The sequence below is a fragment of the Anaerobacillus sp. 63XJN7_4_ISO-PGPR-S23-413 genome (assembly GCF_056173725.1).
In genome coordinates this window covers 3,647,051-3,665,636 of the sequence record NZ_CM149688.1, presented here as the reverse complement: position 1 = coordinate 3,665,636, position 18,586 = coordinate 3,647,051, and the positions used below count along the sequence as shown (strand labels likewise).

Below are 18,586 nucleotides of genomic sequence, written 5' to 3'. Positions count from 1 at the left end.
GGTGAAATTAATGAAAACCCTATACGAAACATTTCGAGAGGTGTATGGAGAAGGTGGCGAGATAAGAAGCTTCTTCTCGCCAGGGCGCGTCAATTTAATTGGCGAACATACGGATTATAATGGGGGACATGTTTTTCCATGCTCGCTTAGTATTGGTACCTATGCCGTTGCTAGGAAAAGAAAAGATAATCTTATTCGGTTTTATTCGCTGAACTTCAAAACGCAAGGTGTGATGACAGTTGATTCAACAAGTCTTGCGTATGATGCTGAACATGATTGGGCGAATTACCCGAAAGGCGTTGTTTCGATCTTTAAGGAGTCAGGTTATGACGTTAGCGGATTTGATGTCCTTTACTTTGGAAACATTCCGAATGGAGCGGGACTTTCGTCTTCAGCGTCAATCGAACTTGCGACGGCTGTTCTATTAAATGAACTAAATCACCTTCATCTTGAGATGGTAGAAATGGTGAAGATGAGTCAGCGTGCTGAAAATGAATTTGTAGGCGTAAACTGTGGCATCATGGATCAGTTTGCCATTGGGATGGGGAAAGAAAAAGCAGCGGTTCTTCTTGATTGCAACACGCTTGCTTATAGATACAGCCCGGTAGTTCTAGAAAAAGCTTCACTCGTTATTGCAAATACGAATAAACGAAGAGGGCTTGCTGATTCAAAATATAATGAGCGACGTTCTGAATGTGAGCGGGCACTCGCCGAGCTTCAAGAACATGTTTCGATTCAATCACTTGGTGATTTAACAATTGACTCGTTTGAAGCGCATAAACACCACATCACAAATCTGATTGATCAGAAACGTGCGAAACATGCAGTTTATGAAAACGTTCGTACGATTGAAGCGGCTAAACGTTTAAAGGCTGGAGAAATTGGAGCATTTGGTCAGTTAATGAATGAGTCACATGTTTCCTTGCGCGATGACTATGAAGTAACTGGTCTTGAGCTTGATGCTTTAGTAGAAGCTGCATGGTCAGAAGAAGGTGTGATTGGCTCTCGGATGACTGGGGCAGGATTTGGTGGCTGTACGATCAGCATTGTGGAGGATCAATTTTTAACATCATTCCAAACTAATGTAGCGAAAACATATAAAGAGAAAACGGGCTTAACACCTGAATTTTACGTTGTGGAAATAGGTGCAGGAGCAAGAGAAATAAATCAGCTTTCGGAAGCACTGTAATTCTGGAGAGGAGTGGAGAGAAACCATGACGAACATCGATCAAGAGATTAACCGTCTCCTCCAATACGGATTGAATAAACATCTTTTTCGTGAGTGGGATTTATCATATGTTCGCAATCAAATTCTAGAAGTTCTTCAGCTTGAGGAGATCGATACAAGTGATGTTCCTGCGGATATTCCAGATAGCCCTGTTTCTATTTTAGATCGCATCCTGAATTGGGCATATGATCATGATCGACTAATAGAAAATACGGTAACTTATCGTGACTTGCTCGATACAAAAATTATGGGGTGTTTAACCGAGCGACCTTCAGAAGTGATTGAGAAGTTTGAAGCGACTTATGAACATGCCGGCCCTGAAGCAGCAACGGCTAACTTTTATCAATATTCAAAAGACGTTCATTACATTCGTACCGATCGCATAGCAAAAAATGAAGACTGGCTTACGGAAACAGAGTATGGTGAGATGGAAATCACGATCAACCTTTCTAAACCAGAGAAAGATCCGAAAGCGATTGCGGCAGCCAAAACGATGAAGTCAAGCGGCTATCCTGAGTGTCTGCTTTGTAAAGAGAACGAAGGGTATGCGGGACGATTAACTCATCCTGCGCGACAAAATCTTAGGATGATCCCTATAACCCTTGAAGAGAAACAGTGGTATTTGCAGTACTCTCCCTACGTTTACTATAACGAACATGCGATTGTGTTATACGGTGAACACGAGCCGATGAAAATTTCACGAGGTACGTTTGACAGACTACTAGAGTTTGTTGGCAAGTTTCCTCATTATTTTATCGGCTCGAATGCTGATCTACCAATTGTAGGCGGTTCGATATTAAGTCATGATCATTTCCAGGGAGGGAAGCATGAGTTCCCGATGGCGAAAGCAGAGATGGAGCGAAACGTCGTTCTATCAGCTTATCCGAACGTGAAGGCAGGCATTGTGAAGTGGCCGATGTCTGTGCTACGACTTCAAAGCAACGATCGAGATGAACTTGGTGAACTGGCTGATGCGATTCTTCAATTCTGGAAGGGATATAGTGATGAGAGTGTTGATGTTCGCGCGGTTACAGGTAATGAGTCTCATAACACGATTACACCTATAGCTCGTCGAAATGGCGAGCGCTATGAGCTTGATCTTGTACTCCGGAACAATCGAACAACGAAACAGCATCCAATGGGACTTTTTCACCCCCATGGAGAAGTGCATCATATAAAAAAAGAGAATATCGGTTTAATTGAAGTAATGGGGCTAGCTGTGCTTCCTGGTAGATTACAAGAAGAGCTTCACTTGCTTGGTGAATCTCTTATAAGTGAAAATCCGCTAGAAAGTATTAAGCAAGATGATCGCATTCAGAAACATGTTACATGGGCTGATTCTCTTCTTAAGAAGTATTCAGACCTGAATTCATCGAATGTACAGGGACGATTGCGTCATGAGGTTGGGTTGATCTTCTCCAATATTTTAAGCCATGCAGGCGTTTTTAAACGAACGGCTTCAGGTCAGGAAGCATTTGACCGCTTTACACATGAGTTTAACAACCATTTAAACCAATAAGAGCTTGCCGATTCTGGCGGGCTTCTTTTCTCATTGATGTAATACTCAAAAAATAGATCGGTAAAAGGAGCTAACATGATGTATGTAGGTGTTGATTATTACCCGGAACAATGGCCGAAAGAGCGTTGGACAGAAGATGTACGATTGATGAAAGAACTCGGTGTGAATGTCGTTCGAATTGCTGAATTCGGCTGGCAGCTGATGGAGCCTGAGGAGGGAACGTTTGATTTCTCGCTTTATGATGAAGCGATCGACCTAATGACAAGTAACGGCATCGAGGTAGTTCTTGGGACACCAACGGCCACGCCGCCTGCGTGGATGGTTGAAAAGTATCCAGAAATTTTACCTGTGGATCCTAACGGGACAGTCATTTCATTCGGAGCGAGACGTCACTATACCGTGAACAGTGAAGTATATCAAGAATTGACAGCAAAGATTGTTGAGAAAATGGCGAAACGCTATGGTCAGCACGAAGGAATTATTGGCTGGCAAGTAGACAATGAATACGGTCATGAAAAATCTGATCGAAGCTATGGAGAAGTGGATCAAAAAGCATTCCAAATTTGGCTACAGCAAAAATACGAAACGCTTGATGCTTTAAATGAAGCTTGGGGTACGGTTTTCTGGAGTCAAACGTATACAGCGTGGTCACAAATTCCTGTGCCTCGTAAAGTATTACAGGAACATAATCCAAGCTTGCTTCTTGATTTTGATCGTTTCTGTGCGGATGCGTATACGTCTTATAATAAGATTCAAACTGACATTCTTCGTAAACATATTCGCTCGGATCAGTGGATTACGCATAACTTCGTATTTACAGACTTAGCGATTAATCAATGGGATATGGCAAAGGATCTTGACTTCATTTCATTTGATAACTATCCGGTATGGGGCGGTTTACCAGAACCGATTGCGCCTGCTGCGATCGCACATCAACACGACCTTTGTCGCTCTTCAAAGGGTGGAAAAGGCTTCTGGGTAATGGAAGAACTTTCAGGAGCGCAAGGGTGGAGTCGCATCGGTTACTTACCTCGTCCAGGTCATATTAAACTTTGGACGTATCAGGCGATTGCTCGTGGAGCGGAAGCAATTGTTTATTTCCGCTGGCGTGCGGCACGCTTTGGGACGGAAGAGTTTTGCCATGGTGTGCTCGATCATGATGGTAAGCCAAAGCGTAAATATAATGAAGTAAAAGAAGTAATCGATTCTCTTAGCGTGTTTGGAGATGATTGGATTGCGTCTAAGTACCAGGCGGATGTCGCTGTGTATTATGATGTAGAGAACGCCTGGGCATGGGGTATTCAGCCACAAAGCAATGCATTTGAATACAAGCGAGAATTCCTCCGCTTCTATAGCCCTGCGCACCGTATGAATGCCATGACGGACATTGTGACGAAAGAAAGCAAGCTGGATGGGTACAAAGTGCTCGTTGTACCGGTTTATTTCCTTACAGACCCAGTTGTAAACGACAAAATTTCACGTTTTGCTGAGCAAGGTGGAACGGTGATCTTATCCTATCGCGCCGGTGTGAAGGAACAGAATAACTTTGTTGTAGAAGATACGTTGCCAGGCGCATTACGTGAGCTTGCAGGAGTAGAAATTAATGAATATGAATCACTTCAGCTCGGACAAAACAACGAGGTTGAAGGCGTTCAAGGTGCAATGAAAGGTATGAGCTCCGTTGCTTCCATCTGGTGTGATCTTGTTGAGCCGACAACTGCGGAAGTACTTGCTGAATATCGCTCTTGCTTCTACGAAAAAACGGCGGCGATTACAAAAAACACATATGGAAAAGGCACGGTCTATTACATTGGCTCTGCACTCCAAGAGGAAATAATGGATGCTCTTTATGCAGAAGTTTTCCAAGAAACAGACGTAACAACGATCGGTTCAAGTGAAAACGTAGAAGCTGTCACACGTACAGGACAAGACGGGGCGGTATTCTTATGTGTTGTGAATCATTCGACGGACGAAAAAGGTTCGCTAACATTGCCGAAAGGAACCTGGGTAGATGCCGTTTCTCATGATGAATTTAGTGGAGAAATGTCTATTAAACCGCTTGGATCGTCTGTACTAAAGCTTAATTAGTATTTTCCGGGAAATAACGATGGATATCGACGAAGTTTTACTAAATGGAGGGAATAACATGGCGATTTTAGTTACTGGTGGAGCCGGTTATATTGGTAGCCATACGGTTATGTACTTGCGTGAGCAAAAAGAAGACGTAGTCGTGCTGGATAATCTAACAAAAGGTCACGAGCAAGCTGTGCTTGACGTTCCTTTGTATAAAGGGGACTTAACAGATGGGAAAGTGATTGATCAAATTTTCGCCGATCATTCGATCGATTCTGTCATTCACTTTGCTGCGAGCTCGCTAGTTGGAGAAAGTGTTTCGAATCCGCTTGAATATTATCGAAATAACGTAGCGGGTTCTCAGGCGCTTGTTTCAAAGTTAGTTGAACACGATGTAAAGTACATTGTGTTCTCTTCGACAGCGGCCACCTATGGGAATCCAGAACGTACGCCGATTCAAGAGAGTGACGCTACCAATCCAACAAATCCATATGGCGAAACAAAGCTAGCGATTGAGAAGATGCTTCGCTGGTGTGATGATGCTTATGGGCTTAAATCAACCTCTCTTCGCTACTTTAATGCTGCTGGTGCTGATCCGGAAGGAAGAATTGGGGAAGATCATCAACCCGAGTCTCATCTTATACCAATTGTTCTACAAGCTGCACTTGGTCAAAGAGAAAAGGTATCTATTTTCGGTAATGATTATGATACGAAGGATGGCACGTGTGTGCGCGATTATATTCATGTGCTTGACCTTGCGCAGGCTCACTACCTTGCTTTGAAAAAGATGAAAGAAACGAATGAGAGCGGCGTATACAATCTTGGAAATGGAAAAGGGTTTACGGTTAAAGAAGTGATTGATACGTGTCGAATCGTGACAGAAAAAACGATCGAAGCAGAAGTAGCGCCACGCCGTGCCGGAGATCCAGCGACACTGATAGCCTCTTCGTCGAAAGCAATGAGCGCACTTGGCTGGAAGCCAGTATACCCAGAGCTCGCGCAGATTGTATCTCATGCCTGGAGCTGGCATCAAAATAATCCGAATGGATATGAGTGAGGGGAAAATGTAAGGGGGTCAGGCGCGAGCCTGACCCCCTAAAAAGACAAAAAGAAGGAAATGTCCACCCTCAGAGGACTGAATAGGAACGAAAGAAAGTCCCTTTTTATTGTGTTCGGTATCTCTTCCAATAGGCGCCACAAATGGCTAGGAGAGTTGAGTAGATAAAGCACTTAAAAAATGTAGCAATTGCCGAGAAACCAATGAATAGAAACGGGACTTCTGTTATGTCGCTAATTTCTCCGGCGAAGCTCTCCAAATTAAAGGTGAATCCTGTATTCAAGCCTGCTGCTAATAGCGACATCATAAAGGCGTATAGCAAGCCGAAGATAATCATGCGGTGGAACTGAATCGCTCCTTCCTGGTGCATCCGATAACCTGCCGAAATGAATAAACATAGTGGAATCAGCAAACCAATCATCATGTAGATCTTCGTGTTACCTGGGTCGCTAAATAAGTAGGTGAAAATAGAAATAGATTCATTTGTTTCGATCTTCATCCCACCAAGTACTGAATAGATCATTTGAAATTTCTCGCCTGGAATATTTATATCGAAGGTAAGGGAAGAAAGGTTCAGTGTGTTCCATAGAAGAAACCCTCCTTGAAAAACGATGATAAGAAAATAACTCGCCGGAATATCTTGAAAGCTAATAAGTGAGTTATCTTCGAACATAAAGCGATAAAGGAAGAGAATCATCAAGACGATTGAGATGGAGACCCCTAGTGTGAGTGTGCGCACTCCTTCTTTAAGGGGAGAAGAAGTTAATTCTTTCATTGAACGACTGCCGTACAAACTACCAATAAACGAAAAGATTGTTCCAAGGAATAAACCACCAAATAAAGCTTTCAAAAGCGGATAGTTATTTTCAATTGATAAACTCGAAACGATTCCACCCTCTTGTGCAGAAGCTTCAAAGTTGAATCCAGCGAAAAGAGCGATCATCGCTGTCAGTAATCCGTAAATCATTCCGATAAGAAGTGAAGAAAGCCAGTATTGCTGGAGGGTACACGTTGTTTTTCGTCCATACATATATCCAGCAAGCAGTAGTGCAACGAGAGGTAGTAATAAAAGAATGAGCATTCCTGAATGGAGTTCGATCTCTCCGCTCAATAAATTTCCCGCCCCTTGCGTGTTGAAAGAAAGGGTTGAATTGAGAAGGTGAGCTGACATCCAGTAGTCTGTCATTCCATAAAAAGGTTCTACAGTTAACTGGGAATTTTCGTTGCCAAAGTAATAATAAAAATCATTGATTACTTCCGTTGGACCTAACTCAGTGAATTCTTCAAGGGTTTGCTGAAAAGTAGCGGCTTGTTGCTGAAATCCCTCCGATACAATAAACGACATAATACCAACAACTAGAAATGCGAGAAAACCGCATAGTATCGCAAGCTTTTTATTAATGGCGCTAAGATCTGGTATCGCGTGCGAGGGAGCTGCTACTTTTTCTTTTACGCGTTCTACTTTAAATGGAATGAGAGTGAGTTGAAAAGAACCGCACTGAATACAGTAGGGATGATCACAAGTATTCGATGTACCACAATCTGAACAAAACTTTGGTGATGCAGTCGTGACGGTGTGATGTTCTGTGTGAAGCTGAAATGTCCCATCAAAGGGGCAATAATTATCACCAAACGGAACTTCGTTACCACACGTTGTACAGTACATGACTTTGATCACCTCCTAGCCGTTTTTCGAACCACAACACCCACAAAATAAAGCCGTCTCAGGGATTTCTTCCTTGCAGGTGGTACATTGAACTGTCGGTACTGGTATTGGTGCTTCTGATAATTGAACTCGATTGCCACAGCTGCCGCAAAACGTATCCTCTTCATTAACGGCTGCTCCGCACTCACATACGTCACCACCCGGTTCCTTTCGCAATTGACTCTCTAAAGCTCTGTTCGCTTGATAGAGTTCTAGATCATATTGAAGAAGGCGCTCAGCTTGTTCATTTAATTCGGGTTGTTGGATCTCCCCTTTACGGATCAAACGATAGGTGAGTTCGCCAAGCTGACTAATGATTCTTGTTCGGTTTGTGGCAGCATCGCTCGCGTTTTTCTTAAGTTGTGAAACTTCCTGAGCTGTTTGAAGCTTGCTTTTTCCTTGCTGAAGACCATCTTGAAGTTTTGATAGTCCTCCGCCTATTTTAGTTTGCAAATCTGACATTATCATTCCTCCTTATTAAGTGAAATAAAAGTTTCTTGTCAGGATTTTCAGGGAGCTTGTGCTTTTCACGTACTTTTTCATAGTTATGTACAAAGTCCTTAATCATGTTAAAAAATGCATAGGAAAATAGTAGGGAAAAGTGGTCATAATTAGAAATCTCTCCCATATGATTTGGAATAATGGGTGGAGGTGGGAAGATGAATTGGTGTCATCACTGCAACAGGGAAGAGGCCGGTGCATTTTGTGTAAAATGTGGACAAAAGGTAACAAGAACAGCTCCTGCACAGGTAAAGAAAAATGGGTGGCTGTTATGGGGAGCAATCGTTGTAGGAATTATGATCGTACTAATAGGCAGTTTTTTTACATTAAGTTGGATATCTTCTCCTGAACGTGCAGTTGATCAATTTCGAGAGGCTCTGTTGCAAGAGGATTATGAAGCGATCGGGGAAGCTATTCCAAAGGTTAATCCTGTCCTTTCGCATGAAGCTGAGATTGCGAGTTTTGTATCGTTATTAAAGAATCATCCAGATCAACGGACGCTATTGCTTCAAGATTTAGAACGACAAGCAAGAGCGATAGAGGACCATACACTCCTGAGTCGGAACGAAGACTTGCTTATCCAATTGGAATTAGTAGAGGAAGGGAAAACTTTTTATCTTTTCAATGATTATGTCATTTCACCTGTACCTATTTACGTACAGCTTCATACACAATTCTCTAAAACAGCTCTATTTATTAACGAAGAAGATAGCGGCACAATTGGAGAAAAGGGGAAGAAAATGGGTCCGTTCCTTCCAGGGAACTATCATTTTGAAACAAAGTTAGAAAATGAAGGTTATAAGATGCGGGGAGAAGCGGAAGTAGAATTGATTAAACCGGGCAAACATTTAGAAGTGGACCTTCCTGTAAACGGTGCGTTTCTAACACCTGATTCCAATTATGAGGATGCTCGCTTGTTTATTAATGGGAAAGATACCGGGGAAACGATTAGCAAAACCGGTCAAATAGGTCCCTATCCAACAGACGGTTCGGTTGTGATGCATGCAGAAAAAAACTTCGAAGCTGGCGTAGTTAAAAGTCCTTCCGTTCAATTTGAAGGTGATGATGTTTATTTCGTTATTGATTATAGTGAACAAGAGCCTGTAGTGATCGAGAAGGAAGTGGCAATCGATGTTCCAGAGACTGATCATGATGAGTCGAATGCAGTAATAGCGGCAGTAAACACGTATTTATATGACTGGATAATGGCTTATGAGAATTTAGATACGGGCTACTTTTCAAATCTAACACCTGAGCTAAATTCGTATTTTGAAGATCGCTTTATTTCTGTGAAAGAAAATAATGCGGCCTTTACGGGAGAAGTGTTAGAAGCAGCTTTTGACCTCGACAGCCTCTACATCGATTCTTCCGGAAAGAAAGCAGAAATCGACGTTCTCATTACGATGGATTCAGCGAACCATGACCGAGGCGAGAGCAATGTGAAGACAGAGGTAACCTCAAGTGCGTTTCATTATAAACTTGTAAAAAGCGGAGGGGAATGGTTGATTGATAGTCGAGAAGAAGTGAATAACATCGATTTAACAAATGCTGTGGTATATTAAAGTGGTATCGCAGAGGGGGTCAGGCGCGTACCTGACCACCTCTGTGATATAAATTACTGATAATTTCAAAAAAACCATTGCAATCATGAATACGTTTACAATATAATGTTATAAAAGGTTATGATGTTTAAATAAACATTACTACTTATATCGGAGGTTCGGCTATGATTGAAATAGTAAAGGAACGGAATCCAAATCTGGATGTGCAGTCGGTTGACTCGGCAGCTTTTAAGACGTATGGCAGAATTCTTCATGATTTCCCATATGAACAGATGTCGGAGTTAATGAGGGAAACGGTTATTCCTGAACAAGGAAATCAGTACGTTCCTTCAAAAGAAGAACTTGAGGATGATCGTATCAAAAAGTTCATCGAGAACAGCTACTATGGAGGGATGCCGGTCCAAATTGGGTACTGCAACGGGAATAATTCTTCTCTTGGAGGACTTGAGTTTCATAAGGGCAGCGAGATAAACGTGGCAGTGACGGATTTTGTGCTCCTACTAGGACATATGAATGACGTTGTGGATCATACATACGATGTGAAGAACATCCAGGTATTTTATGTTCCAGAGGGCACCGCGATTGAAATGTACCAAACGACGCTTCACCTTGCTCCTTGTAAAGTAAGTGATGAAGGATTTAAATGTACGGTGATCTTACCTGAAGGCACAAATTTACCATTAGCGCAATCGCAAAGAGGGCACGATCCGCTTCTATTCATGAAAAATAAATGGCTTCTTGCTCATCGTGAACATGAACGTTTTATGGCACAGGGCGCACACGAAGGAATAGTCGGTGAAAATATAACAGTTGCTTACAGCAAGCTATAAAGGAGGACAAGCTCATGTCTGGTATTACATTCACATTAGTATCGTGCGTCTTTTTCATGGCACTTGTTGCTTGGGTTTCATACTTAAAAACAAGAAATTCAGTTAATGACTCGGATGGTTACTTTCTCGCAGGTCGTGGGTTAACAGGAGGATTTATTGCAGGATCTCTTTTGCTCACAAACTTATCAGCAGAACAGTTAATTGGTTTGAATGGACAGGCCTATAGAACAAATCTTTCCAACATGGCCTGGGAAGTAACGGCGGCTTTTGCAATTGTCATTATGGCATTAATTTTGCTGCCGCGCTATCTTGGCGGAGCCTTCTCAACATTACCTGAGTTTTTAAGTAAACGATACGATGAAAGCGTTCGCAGGTATACAGTTATTCTGTTTATGCTTGGTTATATGTTTGTAACCATTCCATCAGTACTGTATTCAGGAGCGCTTGCTATTCTTCGACTTTTTGATGTACCAGAGCTACTCGGTATCTCCTTTCAATCCTCTGTCTGGCTCGTGATTTGGGTTATTGGTATTATCGGTGCCATCTATGCGATCTTCGGAGGATTAAAAGCGGTGGCAGTCTCCGATACCCTGAACGGAATTGGTCTTCTCTTTATTGGATTAATTGTTCCAGTACTAGGTTTTATAGCACTTGGAAATGGCGACATGTTAGATGGGATAAAAACCATTACGACAGAAAACCCTGAGAAATTAAATGCAATTGGCTCAAGTACGGATTCTGTTCCGTTTTCAACGATTTTTACCGGTATGATTTTTATGAATATGTTCTACTGGGGAACAAACCAGTACGTGATTCAACGAACGCTTGGGGCGAAAAACCTTGCTGAAGGACAAAAAGGAGTTCTTTTATCAGGATTCTATAAATTAACTGTTCCGTTTATGATGATGATTCCAGGTGTTATTGCCTTTCACCTTTATGGCAGTTCAATGGATCCTGTTGATCTAGCTTATCCAACGGTTGTATCAAATTTGCTACCTACATTTATGTCTGGACTCTTTCTAGCTGTGCTTCTTGGTGCCGTGTTCTCAAGTTTTAACTCTCTATTAAATAGTGCGGCTACGATGTTTGCGCTTGATGTATACAAAGCAGGTATTAATAAAAATGCAACAGATCGACAACTAATCAATGTCAGTAAGTATTTTGGAAGCGTTCTCGCACTTGTCTCTTTTTTCATTGCGCCAATGCTGATGAACGCACCTGATGGATTATGGGATTTGATTCGCCGTTTTACAGGATTCTTTAACATACCGATCATTGCGATTGTTCTTGTGGGGATAGTTTCCAAACGCATTCCTGCGCTTGGTGCAAAAATCGCGATTATCTTCCATGTGATTACGTACTACATGCTTGTATGGGGATTAAACCAGCTATTTAGCATTGAGATTACGATGAACTTTATTCATATCTCGGCGATTCTTTTCCTTATTGAAGTCGCTATCATGATGGTCGTCGGTCGCATTAGTCCTCTTCCTGAAGCGTATGAATTTAGAGCAAACCCTAAGGTTGATATGGTTCCATGGAAGTTTACGATTCCAGTCTCTGTTGTTCTGATTAGTCTAGTTGTTATGGTTTATATCCTATTCTCACCTATTGGACTTGCTTATGCGGGTGGAATGGTTTCAGCATGGTTCTGGCCATCAATACTAGGTGCGGCTGTAGTCGGAACGCTTTGTTATCTTTTCGCATTAAAATCCTGGAATAAAAAATACTCAGGTTTTGTAACAAGAAAACATGAAGAAGCGGTAAACGCTGAGAAAAAATTTAGAAGTGCTTAAACAAAAAGTACGTAGGGGGAATTACATTGAATACACTAAAGACTAAACCTGGTTTTGAAGCGAAGCAAAATGGAGAAGAATTCGAAGTTTATTTTGACCGTCGCTTATTGTTTCGGCATTCACCTGCCCGCCCGTTTATTTTCATTGGTAGCGGTGAAGAAACGATTGATATGTATAGAGGGAATTTTAAAATAAAGGATTATGTAGTGGAACGAGTAGCTCTTCGTTATGCCACAGTGCGGTATGAAGGAGAGACGTGTCGAATTGGCTTTCGTCACTTCTCTCATGATCATGAATTACTAACAATGGTATTAAAGCAGGACAAAGATGGACTTCGCGTTTCTTTCGAGCTCGTCGATCCACTCTTTAATCGCTTCTGGGTTCGCGTTGTAGCCGATGCAGATGAGAAGATTTATGGTTGTGGGGAACAGCTTTCCTACTTTAATTTAAGGGGAAAGAATTTCCCTTTATGGACATCTGAACCTGGTGTGGGGCGGAATAAATCTACGTATACAACTTGGCAGGCCGACGTGAAAGATCAAGCTGGTGGTGACTATTACAATACGAATTATCCGCAACCAACCTATGTATCTACGAATAAATATTATTGCCATGTAGAGACAACAGCATTTGCAGACTTTGATTTTCAAAGAGACGATTTTCATGAGCTGCATATCTGGGAAGCGCCAGCCTCGATTCTTTTTGAAACGGGACAAACATATAAGGATCTCGTTGAAAAACTAACTTCTCGTCTCGGTAGACAGCCCGAGCTTCCCGAGTGGACGTATAATGGCATCTGGCTCGGAATGCAAGGAGGAACAGAACGAGTACAAAATAAGCTTGATCGTGCTATTGAAAAAGGATTGAAAATCGGTGCTGTTTGGTGTCAGGACTGGCAGGGAAAGCGTGTGACGTCATTCGGTAAGCGGTTGATGTGGAATTGGAAATGGAATCCGGAGGAATACCCGGAGCTTGACCAAAAAGTAAAAGAATGGAAGCAAAAAGGGATTCGTTTTATGGGCTATATTAACCCCTATGTCGCTGTGGAAGGTGATCTTTACCGTGAAGCTTATGACAACGGCTATCTTGCTACAGCGTTAGATGGCGGTGATTATATCGTTGACTTTGGTGAGTTTTATTGCGGCGTGGTCGACTTTACAAACGAAGCAGCATGTGAATGGTACGAAGATGTCATTCAAAAGAACATGATTGATTTTGGTATGGACGGATGGATGGCCGATTTTGGTGAGTACTTGCCGACTGATCTGAAACTTCACAATGGTGAATCTGCTACAAAAATGCACAATGCGTGGCCAGTGATGTGGGCAAAAGTGAATCACAATGCTGTAAAGAAAGCTGGACGATGGGGCGATGTTGTTTACTTTATGCGCGCAGGATACTCAGGAAGTCAGGGGTATTGTCCACTTCTATGGGCTGGTGATCAAAGTGTCGATTGGAGCCTTGACGATGGTCTTGCATCTGTTATTCCAGCCGCTTTATCTGCTGGAATGAGCGGGAATGGCGTTCACCATAGTGATATCGGCGGATATACAAGTCTTCATGGGAACAAGCGGAACAAAGAACTGTTGCTTCGCTGGGTTGATATGGCGGCATTCACTCCCGTCATGCGAACGCACGAAGGCAACCGTCCTGACGATTGCTTCCAGTTTGATCAAGACGAAGAGACGCTTGAGCATTTTGTCAAAATGACGAACGTTTATACAGCACTTAAGCCTTATCTTAAAGAGCTGAGCAAAGAAAATGCTGAAAAAGGAATACCGATGCAACGTCCATTGTTTATGGAATATGAGAATGATCTAGCCTCTTATGACATTCAATATCAATATATGCTTGGATCAGATATGGTTGTCGCCCCGGTTTATGAAGAAGGAAAAGAAAACTGGTCCGTGTACTTACCTGAAGATGAATGGGTTCATTTATGGAGTGGCAAAGAGATGGGTGGAGGACAAGTTGAAGTAAAGGCTCCAATCGGAGAAACTCCTGTTTTCTATCGAAAGGGTTCTTCTTATGCAGACGTATTCCAAAAAGCAGCCCTTGAGTTAAAATAAGAAAGTAAATATAAAGGTTACTACCTATTTTAAAACATAATAATGTATGATATAGTATTTGTAACAAACAGAGGAGAAAGGTTGTGACCAATCGTGGCTAAAACAAGCATTCTATATGTACCAATTGGTAGAAAAACGTTTGATCTTGAAGCGGGGGAACTACAAAGAAAGAAAAGTTCAGAATTTCTTCATAGTGTGACGGCAAATGTGATTGAGCCTGAAGAGATCATCACATCACCTGAAGATCTAGAAGCTTTTCTTGAAAACGTTAACAGCGAAGACATTGTTGCTAGTATTTATCAAAGCGTCACGTTTGCGGACGGTGAATTCATTGAGGCCCTCATTAAAAAAGTAGAAGCGCCAGTGATCGTCTGGTCCGTTCGTGAACCAAGTGTTGGCGGGAGACTTCGCTTAAACTCCTTAACCGGCGGCAATAGCACAAGTCATGTGCTTCGATGTGCGAATCATCCATTTAGCTTTGTATTTGGGAATGGCGATGAAGCGCAGGTGCAAAAGAGAATCAAGATTCAGCTAAAGGTTCAAAAGGTGATTGAAGATCTCAAAGGTCTCACCATTGGTGTGATCGGGGAGCATCCTCCAGGCTTTTTCTTTTCAGGAACGGATGAAGAAGCCTTGCAAAAACAGCTTGGTGTGACAGTGAAAAACTTTGATTTAAACAAAGCGTTTGAGGAATGTGTGAAGCTCCCTCGGGAAAGATGGGAAGGCGCGATTGAACGAGCGGAGCAGCAGGTGATTGGCCTAAATCGTAACGAAGAAACCGTTCAGCGATTTGCTCAGTTTACAACGTACGTGCAGGAGCAAATTGATGCGGAAGATGTTTCGGCGCTTGCGATACGTTGTTGGCCTGACTTTTTCAATGAACTTGGCGCTGCAGCATGCTCAACTCTTTCTCAATTTACAGAAGACGGTGTGGTTTCATCGTGTGAATCGGATATTCATGGTTCCGTTTCGATGTTTATTCTTCAGCAGCTAACAGGAAGCGCCCCATACCTTGGTGATATGGTTCACGTGAACGAGGCGAGTAATTCAGTTGTGTTCTGGCATTGCGGCGCAGGCGCGTATTCGCTTGCACATCCTGATCAAGGCGCTCGACCTGGCGTTCATCCAAACCGTAAGCTCGGCTTTACGATGGAATTCGGTTTAAAGCCAGGTCGCGTAACGATGTTCCGAGTTGGTTATACGCCAGAAGGTTATCGCTTGTTGGTTATGAGGGGGAACGCATTGGATACGCCGCAGCGCTTCAATGGTACGTCTGTCGAAGTGGAACTGGAAACGGAAATAAATGATACGCTATACGGCTTAATGGAAGAGGGCTTCGAACCACATTACGCCATTATTTATGATGATGTTGCGGATGAGCTTGTTGAACTTGGTAAGCAGCTTGGGCTTGAGACGACGATCTATACGAAGAACTGAAGGGAGACAGTTGCATGAAAAAGGTCGCCATTGGCCAGGCCGGGGGACCTACGGCCGTCATTAATGCTACCCTCGCAGGGTTTGTGAAGGAAATCGAACGAGATCATGCCCTGCTTTTTATTCAAAATGGTTATGAAGGACTGGCGCACGGAATGTATCTTGACGGAGATAGTGCGATGCTTAGTCGCGTTCATCTACATCAGGATGTCCCGGGTGCGTGCCTTGGTTCTGGACGCTTTCCGTTAACAGATGAGCATATTGAAAATGGTGTGCGCTTGCTTCAGGCGCAGGGTGTCGATGTGCTTGTTTTTATCGGTGGTAATGGAACGATGGAGGCGCTAGCCAAAGTAGAAGCCGAAGCGAGAAGGCAAAACGTTTCGCTTCAGGTTCTTGGACTCCCTAAAACGGTTGATAATGACCTTGGAGGGACGGATCATGCGCCAGGTTTTGGAAGCTCAGCACGATATGTCGCCCAGGCCACAAGAGATATGAGCCGGGATCTCGCGTCGATGCAGAACTTTGAAAAGGTCAGGGTTCTTGAAACGATGGGAAGAAATGCCGGCTGGCTTTCCGCAGCGTCAGGGTTATTACAAGAATATGAAGAAGAAGGCCCTCATTTTATCGCTATACCTGAGCGCCCTATAAAAAAAGAAGTCCTTCTTGAGAATGTAAATACGGCTTTGAACCGGTTTGGTTACGCAACAGTCGTTGTAAGTGAAGGTGTTTTATTTGGGAATAGTGGTCAGGTTGAGAGAGGAAATGTGGATGGCAGAACAATACTGGGTGGCATTTCAAGTCAAGTGGCTCACTTTTTAAAAAATGAGCTAAGCGTTATGACAAGGGCTGAACTCCTAGGAATGAATCAGCGAAGCTTCTCCGCAGTCATATCAGATGTTGATCGAGAAGAAGCTTATACGGTTGGAAGAGTTGGCGCTGAATGGATTCGTGAAGGATTATCAAACGTTATGGTTTCAATTCAAAGGAATGCTCATCATCGTTATTCGGTGAGAATGCTTCCGATTGAACTTGAAAAAGTTGTCGCAGCTGGTGAACGGGTGTTGCCTGATGCGTTCATTCAAAATAAGAAGGCTTACTATGAATGGTTGAAGCCGCTCATTGGAGAAGATCTTGCGACGTATCCACCACCTATAAAGGGGAATGAGATCTATGTCGATTAATCAGATAGATCCAAATGGGGATGCTCTTTACCTCCAAATCAAAGATGTCCTTATTGAGCGCATTCAGACTGGTGCGTGGAAATCGAATACGCTCATTCCAACAGAGCAAGCGCTCATTAAGGAATTCGGTGTGAGTCGAACAACAATTCGTCAGGCGATTACGATTCTCGTTCAGAATGGACTGCTTGAGAAAAAGCAGGGCCATGGGACCATAGTCAAGCCTCATCAATTGGTTGGGAATCTTGGGCAGCTGAAAGGTTTTGCGGAAGAAGTAATGGAAAAAGGTCAAGTTCCTTCGTCAAAAGTTATCCGAGCTGAATTCAAGTATAACCTTTTCCATGAAAGTGAAATGCTTCAAGTGGCAGAGGGGTCACCGATTCTACTTGTAGAACGAATACGATTTGCTGATGAGACGCCAGTTGCGCTTGAACGCACATGCTGGCCAGAATCGATTGGCAAGCTACTAATTCAACATGATTTAAATGAAGCGAAATACTATGAAATACTCGAAAACTATCAAATTTATTTAAACAAAGCACAGGAGCGAATTGCAGCGATTAATGCGACGTTGGATGAAGCGGATTCTTTGGCGATACGGCCGGGTGAAGCGCTACTGGAAATGACACGTCTCAGCTATGGACTGAATGACCATCTAATAGAATACACCAAAACGAAATACCGAAGTGATCAGTACCACTACAATATTGAATTGAAGCGATAGAAGGGAGAAATGGTTATGCCATTTATTAACGGAAAAACAATGCTGGATCATGCTTTTCAAAACGGATATGGGGTAGGTGCTTTTAGCGCCCATAATGCGGAAACAGTGCTAGCAATTTTTGAAGCAGCTGCTGAGGAAAAAGCACCAATTATGATTCAAGTTGGACAAAAGGTGATTCAAACGCTAGGTATGGAAGCATTAAAAGGTCTAATTGATACGTACGAAAAAGAATTTGATGTTCCTGTTGCGATTCACCTTGATCATAGTCGTCAGTTCGAACAAACGATGCAAGCTGTTCAAATGGGCTTCCAATCCGTTATGTTCGATGGTTCAGGTTTATCGTTTGAAGAAAATACGGCGACAACGAGGAAAGTGGTCGACATTGCAAGAGCACTAGGCATTGGTTCTGAAGGTGAGATTGGTAAAATCGGTGGAACGGAAGATGATATTACCGTTGATGAAAAGGACGCCCTTATTACAACTACTGAAGAAGCTGTTGCTTTTGTAGAAGCGACAGATGTTGATTATCTCGCTGTATCAATTGGAACAGCACACGGTATTTATAAAGAAACGCCAAATCTTCGGTTCGAACGACTGAAAGAAATTGTGGCGGCAGTCGAGCGCCCTGTCGTTCTTCACGGCGGTTCAGATGTGCCAGATGAGCAAGTACAGCGCGCGATCTCTCTAGGTATTGCGAAAATCAATGTTGATACTGAGCTACGTCAAGCTTTCACTAGAGGCGTGCAAGAAGCTTTTGGCGAAAATCAAAATGACATTGTGCTCGCGAGCTCACTTGGTCTTGGCCGTTTACGAATGAAGGAAAAAGTACAAGAAAAAATTCGCGTATTTGGAAGTCAAGGAAAAGCAGAAGAACTTTTGTCAGAGAAAAAGGTAGTAACGTTATAAAAAG

At 42.8% G+C, this 18,586-nt stretch carries 14 protein-coding genes; 12 read left to right on the top strand and 2 right to left on the bottom strand.

What is annotated here, in order from left to right; translation table 11 throughout:
• Positions 1-10: 10 nt before the first annotated feature.
• From AC0VYO_RS19100 to galE, 4 genes are all read left to right on the top strand, one after another.
• Positions 11-1,189: a galactokinase gene (locus AC0VYO_RS19100; protein ID WP_475368010.1), complete on the top strand. Its 1,179-nt coding sequence runs from the start codon at positions 11-13 to the stop codon at positions 1,187-1,189.
• A 25-nt stretch (positions 1,190-1,214) separates the two neighbouring features.
• Positions 1,215-2,747, top strand: a complete 1,533-nt coding sequence (gene galT, locus AC0VYO_RS19095; RefSeq protein WP_475368009.1) for a UDP-glucose--hexose-1-phosphate uridylyltransferase — start codon at positions 1,215-1,217, stop codon at positions 2,745-2,747.
• 75 nt (positions 2,748-2,822) lie between these two features.
• Positions 2,823-4,835, top strand: a complete 2,013-nt coding sequence (locus AC0VYO_RS19090; protein ID WP_475368008.1) for a beta-galactosidase — start codon at positions 2,823-2,825, stop codon at positions 4,833-4,835.
• A gap of 58 nt (positions 4,836-4,893) precedes the next feature.
• Positions 4,894-5,877: a UDP-glucose 4-epimerase GalE gene (gene galE, locus AC0VYO_RS19085; protein ID WP_475365910.1), complete on the top strand. Its 984-nt coding sequence runs from the start codon at positions 4,894-4,896 to the stop codon at positions 5,875-5,877.
• Between the two features lie 106 nt (positions 5,878-5,983).
• Here galE and AC0VYO_RS19080 read toward each other — a convergent pair whose 3' ends face one another.
• Entirely contained in the window at positions 5,984-7,543 is a 1,560-nt protein-coding gene (locus AC0VYO_RS19080) for a zinc ribbon domain-containing protein (protein ID WP_475368007.1), read from the bottom strand.
• 15 nt (positions 7,544-7,558) lie between these two features.
• Positions 7,559-8,044: a zinc ribbon domain-containing protein gene (locus tag AC0VYO_RS19075; protein WP_430243409.1), complete on the bottom strand. Its 486-nt coding sequence runs from the start codon at positions 8,042-8,044 to the stop codon at positions 7,559-7,561.
• Positions 8,045-8,241: 197 nt separating this feature from the next.
• Between AC0VYO_RS19075 and AC0VYO_RS19070 the strand changes: the two genes are divergently transcribed.
• The 8 genes from AC0VYO_RS19070 to AC0VYO_RS19035 all read left to right on the top strand — a co-directional run bounded on the left by AC0VYO_RS19070 (position 8,242) and on the right by AC0VYO_RS19035 (position 18,582).
• Entirely contained in the window at positions 8,242-9,645 is a 1,404-nt protein-coding gene (locus AC0VYO_RS19070; RefSeq protein WP_475368006.1) for a zinc ribbon domain-containing protein, read from the top strand.
• A gap of 164 nt (positions 9,646-9,809) precedes the next feature.
• Positions 9,810-10,475, top strand: coding sequence for a DUF4867 family protein (locus AC0VYO_RS19065; RefSeq protein ID WP_475368005.1), 666 nt, complete (start codon positions 9,810-9,812; stop codon positions 10,473-10,475).
• Positions 10,476-10,489: 14 nt separating this feature from the next.
• A complete protein-coding gene (locus AC0VYO_RS19060) occupies positions 10,490-12,271 on the top strand; it encodes a solute:sodium symporter family transporter (protein WP_475365906.1) in 1,782 nt (593 codons plus the stop codon).
• 26 nt (positions 12,272-12,297) lie between these two features.
• Positions 12,298-14,340: an alpha-glucosidase gene (locus tag AC0VYO_RS19055; RefSeq protein ID WP_475368004.1), complete on the top strand. Its 2,043-nt coding sequence runs from the start codon at positions 12,298-12,300 to the stop codon at positions 14,338-14,340.
• A 93-nt stretch (positions 14,341-14,433) separates the two neighbouring features.
• Complete coding sequence (gene sftI, locus AC0VYO_RS19050) at positions 14,434-15,777, top strand: sulfoquinovose isomerase (protein WP_475368003.1); 1,344 nt, start codon at positions 14,434-14,436, stop codon at positions 15,775-15,777.
• A 14-nt stretch (positions 15,778-15,791) separates the two neighbouring features.
• Positions 15,792-16,955 carry a diphosphate--fructose-6-phosphate 1-phosphotransferase gene (locus AC0VYO_RS19045; protein ID WP_475368002.1) on the top strand — a complete coding sequence of 388 codons (1,164 nt, stop codon included), beginning with the start codon at positions 15,792-15,794 and terminating at the stop codon, positions 16,953-16,955.
• Entirely contained in the window at positions 16,945-17,676 is a 732-nt protein-coding gene (locus AC0VYO_RS19040) for a GntR family transcriptional regulator (protein WP_283153553.1), read from the top strand. Before AC0VYO_RS19045 ends, AC0VYO_RS19040 begins: the two co-directional genes overlap by 11 nt.
• A 15-nt stretch (positions 17,677-17,691) precedes the next feature.
• Positions 17,692-18,582, top strand: coding sequence for a class II fructose-bisphosphate aldolase (locus tag AC0VYO_RS19035; protein ID WP_475365902.1), 891 nt, complete (start codon positions 17,692-17,694; stop codon positions 18,580-18,582).
• Positions 18,583-18,586 lie beyond the last annotated feature (4 nt).